At 39.9% G+C, this 8,583-nt stretch carries 7 protein-coding genes; 6 read left to right on the top strand and 1 reads right to left on the bottom strand.

The window, feature by feature from the left end:
• The coding region (locus FJR05_RS25860) for a transposase (RefSeq protein ID WP_168646748.1) at positions 1 to 367 on the top strand (367 nt) is incomplete at its 5' end.
• Between the two features lie 57 nt (positions 368 to 424).
• Positions 425 to 1,666 carry a response regulator gene (locus FJR05_RS25855; protein WP_371416947.1) on the top strand — a complete coding sequence of 414 codons (1,242 nt, stop codon included), beginning with the start codon at positions 425 to 427 and terminating at the stop codon, positions 1,664 to 1,666.
• A gap of 700 nt (positions 1,667 to 2,366) precedes the next feature.
• Here FJR05_RS25855 and FJR05_RS25850 read toward each other — a convergent pair.
• On the bottom strand, positions 2,367 to 3,005 hold the full coding sequence (locus tag FJR05_RS25850) for a transaldolase family protein (RefSeq protein WP_168646746.1): 639 nt from the start codon (positions 3,003 to 3,005) through the stop codon (positions 2,367 to 2,369).
• A 387-nt stretch (positions 3,006 to 3,392) separates the two neighbouring features.
• Between FJR05_RS25850 and FJR05_RS25845 the strand changes: the two genes are divergently transcribed.
• From FJR05_RS25845 to argB, 4 genes are all read left to right on the top strand, one after another.
• A complete protein-coding gene (locus FJR05_RS25845) occupies positions 3,393 to 5,081 on the top strand; it encodes a TrkA family potassium uptake protein (RefSeq protein ID WP_168646745.1) in 1,689 nt (562 codons plus the stop codon).
• Positions 5,082 to 5,522: 441 nt separating this feature from the next.
• Entirely contained in the window at positions 5,523 to 6,239 is a 717-nt protein-coding gene (gene pgl, locus FJR05_RS25840; RefSeq protein WP_168646744.1) for a 6-phosphogluconolactonase, read from the top strand.
• 162 nt (positions 6,240 to 6,401) lie between these two features.
• On the top strand, positions 6,402 to 7,427 hold the full coding sequence (locus FJR05_RS25835; protein WP_168646743.1) for an FHA domain-containing protein: 1,026 nt from the start codon (positions 6,402 to 6,404) through the stop codon (positions 7,425 to 7,427).
• Between the two features lie 168 nt (positions 7,428 to 7,595).
• The gene (argB, locus tag FJR05_RS25830; protein ID WP_168646742.1) at positions 7,596 to 8,489 is read left to right on the top strand and encodes an acetylglutamate kinase; all 894 of its coding nucleotides are present in this window, start codon (positions 7,596 to 7,598) and stop codon (positions 8,487 to 8,489) included.
• Positions 8,490 to 8,583 lie beyond the last annotated feature (94 nt).

Raw genomic sequence — 8,583 nt, 5'->3', positions numbered from 1 at the left:
TGAAACTGACTCAAACCCCGCTCGCCTATACCGAGTCTGCCGATTGGCTACGGTTGCCGAGCATAAAAAGTTGAAGGCTTTGGCAAACGAAATTTTAGCTGATTGGGATGCTGTAGTTGCGTGTTTTTATCACCCACAATTACCAGCGACTAATAATGAGGCTGAACGGGCTTTACGACATGCTGTTATTGCTCGACGTATTAGCTATGGAACTCGCTCTACCGAGGGCAGTTTAGCTTACTGCTCGATTTTAAGTGTGATTGAAACTTGTCGTCTTAGAAAAATTGACCCTTGGAATTATATTGCCATGGTTCTTACCCAGGCTCGTAGAGGTATAAAACATCCTCCTATCCCTGTTACTTCCTAATTCCTTTTTAGTGGGGGAGTGTGAACAGTTACTTCAGAACTTCAGCAAACAGCAGAAATTTTAGAACAGCAAAAAGAACAGCTTATTCAGCAAAATTTAGAATTAGAAGTAACAAAAGAAAATGCTATCAATGCTAACCGTTATAAAAGTCAATTTCTCACAAATATGAGTCATGAACTGCGGACACCATTAAATGGAATCTTAGGGATTGCTCAAATTTTTCAAGATTTGCCGAAATTATCAAGTGAAGAAAAAGAAGATATTCAAATTATTTATCATTCAGGTGTTCATTTATTAACATTAATTGATGATATTTTAGATATTTCTAAAATAGAATCTGGCAAAATGGAACTAAAACCTCAAGATTTTAACTTTCCTGATTTTCTTCAAAAAATAGTAAAAATTTGTCATTATTCTGCTAGAGAAAAAAGTATTAATTTTAGCTATCAATTTAATGCTAATATACCTATTATTGTTAACGCTGATGAGAAATGCTTAAAGCAAATTTTACTAAATTTATTAGGAAATGCTATTAAATTTACAGATATAGGAAAAGTAGATTTCATTGTTGATTTTATTAGTCAAACTGATAAAAATGAATTATTTTGTTTGAGTAAGATTAAATTTCAAATAATTGATACAGGTGTGGGAATTAATTCTGAAAAATTAGCAGCAATCTTTTTACCATTTGAACAAGTCGCAGAAGGAGAAGGTAAATTAAAATCTCAAGGGACAGGATTAGGTTTAGCAATTAGTCAAAAAATAGCCGAAATGATGGGTGGTGAAATTAAGGTTATTAGTGAATTATCTCAAGGTAGTATATTTAGTTTGGAGTTAGATTTACTCACGCGAAAAGTTATATCTGTTCAAAAAACAGCAAATACTTTTGATGCTACGTTCTCCCAAAAATTTCCTATTAAAATCATGATTGCTGAAGATAATTTGGTTAATCAAAAAATTGCGGGGAAGATATTTAAAAAACTAGGATATCAAGTAATTATTGTTAATAATGGTATTGAGGCATTAAGTACATTAAAACAAGAAATGTATGATGTCATTTTTATGGATATACAAATGCCAGAATTAGATGGTCTGGAAACAACAAAAGCAATTTATCAAGAATGGGGTGAAACTAATCGTCCTTATATTATTGCTTTGACTGCTAATGCTATGCCATCAGACAGGGATCAATGTTTATCTGTTGGTATGGATGATTATATTTCTAAGCCTGTTAAGGTAGAAAAAATTGTAGAGTCAATTCAATTGCTGCAACAAAGACGTTTTAATAGCAGGAGTTAGGAGTCAGGAGTCAGGAGTCAGGAGTCAGGAGTCAGGAGTCAGGAGTCAGGATAAAGAAGAAGAAAATTCCCTATTCCCTATTCCCTATTCCCTATTCCCTATTCCCTGTTCCCTGTTTGCTTAGGAAAAAAGTACCCAAAAAAAAGAGAGTGGGAGGAGGCATTACCAAGCGCCTTTCTCTCCCACTCTACCATTTGCTGCTGAAGCGATTAGGAACTTTATTCATATAGACGAAAACCGCTAATTAGGGGGGTAATTTGCAGGTTAACGATAACGTCTATACTTAGCAGGTATTCCTATGCAGCAAATACTAATTCTATTTATTTTTTAGACAACCTCTACAAGAGTATGAAGTTAATTGATTCAGCTTTTTAACAACTCTCTTGTTTTCGCTTGTCTAATATAATTTAGCCTGGATAATTTCATCGTGGTTGCCAATTTGGCATTTATTTTTATTTTTTTTATTTGTTCATCTCTAACAGTTTTTAACCTATATTTTTCGAGAATAATTAATAGGGGGTCACACCCATCATCCCTGATATAGCTTGATTTCACTGGTTTTAAAGGCATTTTGTCTATGACTATAAACCCGATTTTAAAATACTCTAATTATGCAAAATTCAGGTTTTCAGGATGAGGGGTGAAACCCTTCATTAATTCACTAACAGTCTTCTCTATATGGGATTGAGGTAATATCAAGTTAAATGGTTAAACCAATTCCTCCAGCGGCAAAATCAATCACGGTTTGATGGGAAAATTCATGGGTGGCGATCGCTTGCAACATTGCTAAAGGTAAGGTGAGATGATTTGCACCGGCTTGGAGAGATGCGGCTGCTTCCGCTGGTGACTTGATACTAGCTGCTAAAATTTCTACATCACTGCCTTTAAGGATGCTGGACATATCGCGGACTAAGGCAATACCGTCTCCTAGTAAGCGTTCTGCCCGATTCACATAGGCGATCGCAATTTTTGCCCCCGCTTCCTTGGCCACAGCGGCTTGTGCAGGGCTGTAAATGCCGGTGACGGAACAGGTAATTTCAGAAGAAAGGGTGGCTACTACCTCAAATCCTAGCGGTGTGGCGGGGATTTTCAAGATGGTTTGAGAACCAATAATTTCAAAGGCTTTTCTCCCTTCAGCGATCATTTTCTCTTTATCTGAAGCGAGGAGTTGGTAGTATAGTGGACCCGAAGTTAAGGAAACTAAGGTTTTGAGGGTGGTTTCTGGTGGGGTGTTAGCTTGTGCTAATAAGGTGGGGTTGGTGGTAATACCTTTGACCCAACCCCAATGTTTAACGATTTCGGCTTCTGCGGCAATAGCTGAATCTAAATAAAGTGCCATGATCATCCTGATAAATTCCTACCTGGATTACTTTACAGCACCTCATCAATGTTTTCTAAATTGTTTATGGATAATACAGCGTTTTTGGTTGAATGTACTACGATTAAGAGCGGGTAGACTTGCTTATAATTAAGGGCGGGGAAACTCCGCCCCTACAGGTTTGATTATAAAAAACTGTGTCTCATAACAACTAATTTAAATTGGGCAGATTTTTAGTTATTAATTTTTAATTTTTAATTTCCTGGAGATAAATATCGTGTGTTCAGTTACAGTTATTTTGCCACAAATTAAGCAACAATAAGGATTCTTGAATTCAATTCTGACTGGGTGATGCTTTTCTTGATAACTGATATGTAGCCCTTTATATAAATTTTATGTTGCGGTTTTATGAAACCTCGAATTATTGTTTGTGGCTTAGGACGTACCGGATATAAAATCTTTCGCTTACTCAAACAACAAGGGGCTTTGGTAGTAGGTATTCATCGCAAACCTGTGTCTGGTGAACCTGCTGCTAATGTAATTGTTGGTGAGTTACACGCAGTTTCTACTTTACAAGCGGCAGGAATTACAGAAGCACATACTTTGGTAATTGCCACTTCTGATGATGCCTTGAATTTGTCGATTATGATGCAAGCGCGGGTACTTAATCCCCAAATTCGGATTATTAACCGTTTTTATAATACGAATTTAGGTGAACGTCTTGATCAAACTTTGTCCAATCATTTAAGTATGAGTGTTGTGGGTTTGGCAGCACCTGTATTTACCTTTGCGGCGTTGGGAAATAAGGCTATTGGTCAAATTAAGTTACTTGACCAAATTTGGCCAATTCAAGAGGAATATATCCACGAAAATCATCCCTGGAAAGGTAGAAAAATCAGTGATTTATGGGAAGATCCTACAAGGATGCTGATTTATTATGTGGCTGTGGAAGGCAAACTAAATTTAGTATCTGCGGTGCTTTTGGAACAACAATTAAGAGTAGGCGATCGCTTAATTATTGGTACTCAACCTCGCATTCGTCCCCAACGTAAATCATTAGTCAGAAAATTAGTCAAAGTTTTTGCCAATATTCGGGAGTTTCAGAAACACGCCCAATCAGTTGTGGGTATGGCAATTGCCTTATTCGTAATTATTTTAATATCCACTTTTACCTATGTTGCTAGTAAACATAGTATCTCTTTTATTGATGCTTTATATTTTGCTGTTGGCATGATCACGGGGGCTGGTGGTAATGATAAGGTGGTCGAAAATGCACCAGACAGCATTAAATTATTTACCATTGTGATTATGCTAATTGGGGCTGCGGTAATTGGGATTTGGTACGCGATGCTAACAGATTTTATCCTGGGTAGTCGCTTAAAACAATTCTTGGATGCGGCAAGAATCCCTCAACATCATCATTATATTGTTTGTGGTTTAAGCGGTATTGGTATTAGAATTGTTCAACAATTGCACCAGAGTGGACATGAAGTAGTTGTCATTGAAACGGATGCTAATAATAGATATGTGACTACTGCCAGAGGAATGAGTATTCCAGTGATTCTGGCTGATGCCAGTTTTCGGGCTACTTTACACGCAAGTAATATTAATACGGCTACCGCAGTTTTGGCTGTTACTAATAATGATGCGACTAATTTAGAAATTGCCCTCAAAGCTAAGTCTTTAGCGCCAAAAATTCCTGTAATTGTTAACTATGCTGATCCTGATTTTGCTGGTATAGCACAACAGGTATTTGATTTTGAGGCTGTATTTAGCCCCGCTGAACTCGCTGCTCCTGCTTTTGCTGCGGCTGCTCTTGGTGGTAGGATTGTTGGTAATGGTATTATTGCTGATAATTTATGGGTAGCTTTTGCAACTACCATCACACCAATCCACCCTTTTTGTGATGAGTGGGTGAAGGATGTGGCTAAGTTTGCGGATTTTGTGCCTTTGTATGTGGAAATCAACCATGAAACTGTGCAAGGCTGGGATTTGCTGGAAACAATTCTCGCTCCTGGGGATGTGCTGTATTTAACTATGCCCGCTAATAGGTTAAATCAGTTATGGCGAGAAGAAGGAAAGGGTATTGGGGTTTAGTTAATTTTTTATTTGATGATAGTTCTTCCTTATCAAAATCTATGGTATCAGATTCTCAGCAGGAAGTCAACACTTGATTGAGAGATTTTGGGCAACATGAAAAAATTAGGCTCTTATAATTGGACAAAATTAAATTCACTTGTTGAGAGAGGAAGCAGGGAGTAGGGGAGAAAATTATCTTCTTTCTTCCTGAACTCCTTCCTACCCCTCTACCCCTCTGCTCCTCTGCTCCTCTGCCCCTCTGACTCCGATTAGTACAACTGACTACTGACAACTGACTAAAAAGGATGGTAAAGAAGGTAGAGGACGATATTTTATGGCTAGGCGAGGTATTAGCTTAGGCTTAACCTGATGATATTAAAAGTTTCTAGGGTTAAACCGGAAAATTGTCAGATGTTCGCTATGGTATTGCCAAGAAACAAGCTATGTAATGATAATGCCATGAACAAAACTGTTGAAGTCCATTCCAGTGTATCGGCACTCGTTCAACGGGCGCTAGAATTGATCCTGTCGAAACTGGAAACTGCGATTAGCGAACGGGGGCAATTTACAATTGCTCTATCAGGTGGTAGCACACCAAAACCTTTGTATGAGGCCATGGCTAATCAAAAGTTGCCCTGGGATAAAATTCATGTATTCTGGGGAGATGAGCGTTATGTACCAGCAGATCATCCTGATAGCAATGAACTGATGGCGCGACGTGCATGGTTAGATCAGGTGGAACTTCCCAAGGCGAATATTCATGCTATTCCTACCTTATCTGCTAACCCAGAGGTGGATGCAGCTAAGTATAACCAGCATCTGCAAACATTTTTTAATTCGGCATCGGGAGAGTTCCCAGCATTAGATGTAGTTTTACTGGGAATGGGTGATGATGCCCATACTGCATCTTTGTTTCCCTACACGGAAGCTCTCAAGGTGAGCGATCGCTTAGTTACTGTTGGTAATAAAGAGGATAATCTTCGCATCACTTTTACTTACCCATTTATTAACGCGGCTCGCAGTGTGATTTTTATGGCTGCTGGTGCTAATAAAAGACCAGCTTTAGCCCAAATTTTTGCACCCGTAGCGGATGATTTCGCCTATCCATCGCGGTTAATTCGTCCCCAAGGAGAACTCTACTGGTTGCTAGACGCAGCGGCTGGTTTGGAACTCTAAGATTAACTATGATTTTTGAGATTTGGTTGATGGAGATGATGAAGAATTATCTCCAATGATCAACCTGTTCTCACTCTAAGTAATTTTTAGCATCACCAGCTAAAGTTACTTATGTGCCTGTCAGTAATATTTTTACAACGACCTTCACTAAGGCTTAAATCCATGATCGTCTGCCCTAATTGCAATCATCCCAACCCAGACGGCGCTGTTCAATGTGAAGCTTGCTATACGCCGTTACCAGCTACAGCTAGTTGTCCTAATTGTGGAGCAACTGTACAGTCAGATGCCGCTTTCTGTGGTCAGTGCGGTTACAATCTCCATTTTGGCGCTACTCCCGCGATCGCCCCAACTGTTGCTGTTAATCCTGTATCAGCGCCAGTGGTCGCTCCTGATTTAATGATGCAACTGTTACAGCCTGATGTATTGGAAGTTGCACCCCCAGCTAATCCTCCCGTATCTGCACCTGTGGCTGTGGTTCAGGAACAAGCTGTTTATGTTCCTTCTACACCTGCACCTGTAACGCCAGAACCAGAAGTTTATATTCCGCCTGTACTGACTCCTGAACCTGTGGCTGTAGTTCAAGAACAAGCTGTTTATGTTCCTTCTGTACCTGCACCTGTAGCACCAGAACCAGAAGTTTATATTCCGCCTGTACTTACCCCTCCACCTGCACCTGTAGCACCAGAACCGGAAGTTTATATTCCGCCTGTACTTACCCCTGAATCGGTGGCTATAGCTGTAGTACCGGGATCTGAGCCTTATATTCCCCCTGCTTATGTACCCCAGATAGATCCTATATCTATTCCTGAAGTTACCCCAGTCGCACCGGCAGGAAAAGTGGCAAATACTCAATTACAACAGATAGTGGCGCGGTTATTCCATGTTCAAGCTAATCAGGAAATAGAATTACCACAAAATCTCTCAGTTGTGCATATTGGTAAGCCTAATGATCGTGTGCCTCCAGATATAGATGTTTCCGGGTTTGCAAATTCCGAGATTGTTTCGCGGATTCATGCAGATATTCGGATTGAGGGAGATGCTTGTTATCTAGAAGATGCAGGTAGTTCCAATGGTACTTATGTTAACAATTTACCTCTATTACCTGGAAACAGACATCGCCTCCGTCCAGGCGATCGCATTAGCTTGGGTAAGGGCGATTTAGTTACTTTCTTGTTTCAACTTTCTTAGGAATGGGTAATAGGTAATGGGTAATAGGTAATAGGTAATAAATATCTCCCCTGCTCCCCTGCGCCTCTGCCCCCCTGCCTCTTCTCCCCCTGCTATGATCAAAATGACTGATTAACTCTTGTTGCTAGTTATCCCATAAACTATATAACTAGCAACTTGGGTAATAACATGATTAATGATACCGAATATATCAGGCAAGCTGAAGCTAATCGCGTAGAAATTCTCAGCGAGGCTCTACCTTACATTCAACAATTCGCCGGTCGTACCGTTGTGGTTAAATACGGTGGCGCAGCGATGAAGGATAGCTCCCTTAAAGATAAAGTGATCCGGGATGTGGTGTTCCTATCTTGCGTGGGCTTGCGACCGATTTTAGTGCATGGTGGTGGACCAGAAATTAATAGTTGGTTAGGTAAATTAGGAATTGAAGCACAGTTTAAAAATGGTTTGCGCGTAACTGATGCAGCTACAATGGATGTAGTAGAAATGGTGTTAGTTGGGCGGGTGAATAAAGAAATTGTAGAACTGATTAATCAAGCTGGAGGGATGGCTGTAGGACTTTGCGGTAAGGATGGTAACTTGATTACGGCTCGTCCGCAAGGTGATGAAGGAATTGGTTTTGTGGGGGAAGTGAGTAATGTCAATATCAAAATTTTAGAAACACTTTCGAGTAATGGCTATATTCCCGTTGTTTCCAGTGTGGCGGCGGATGAAACTGGACAGGCTTATAATATTAATGCGGATACGGTAGCGGGGGAAATAGCCGCAGCTTTGGGGGCGGAAAAGTTAATTTTGCTGACTGATACGAGAGGAATTTTAAGCGATTATAAAGACCCTTCTACCTTGATCCCGAAAGTAGATATTCGGGAGGCGCGGCAATTAATTAGTGATGGTATAGTCAGTGGGGGGATGATTCCGAAAGTGAATTGTTGTGTGCGATCGCTTGCCCAAGGAGTCAAAGCTTCACATATAATTGATGGACGCATTCCTCACGCCTTATTATTAGAAGTATTTACAGATGTGGGGATTGGAACAATGATTCTCGGTTCTCATCAGTCGAAATAATAATCGAGATTGGGGACAAATTACAAGTTACAGCAAAATTAATTTAGGAGGGTTTAGCAATGCTAAGCCCCTACAGTATTCATTGGTAAAACTT

Source organism: Dolichospermum sp. UHCC 0259 (assembly GCF_009711935.1).
GTDB lineage: Bacteria > Cyanobacteriota > Cyanobacteriia > Cyanobacteriales > Nostocaceae > Dolichospermum.
The sequence above is the reverse complement of the archived record's forward strand: the minus strand, read 5'-3'. Positions and strand labels throughout refer to the sequence as shown.

Bases quoted from the DNA above. Each gene is read 5' to 3' on its own strand.
- FJR05_RS25845 (WP_168646745.1), top strand. From the start codon at position 3,393: ATGAAACCTCGAATTATTGTTTGTGGCTTAGGACGTACCGGATATAAA.
- argB (WP_168646742.1), top strand. From the start codon at position 7,596: ATGATTAATGATACCGAATATATCAGGCAAGCTGAAGCTAATCGCGTA.
- FJR05_RS25850 (WP_168646746.1), bottom strand. From the start codon at position 3,005: ATGGCACTTTATTTAGATTCAGCTATTGCCGCAGAAGCCGAAATCGTT.
- FJR05_RS25835 (WP_168646743.1), top strand. From the start codon at position 6,402: ATGATCGTCTGCCCTAATTGCAATCATCCCAACCCAGACGGCGCTGTT.
- pgl (WP_168646744.1), top strand. From the start codon at position 5,523: ATGAACAAAACTGTTGAAGTCCATTCCAGTGTATCGGCACTCGTTCAA.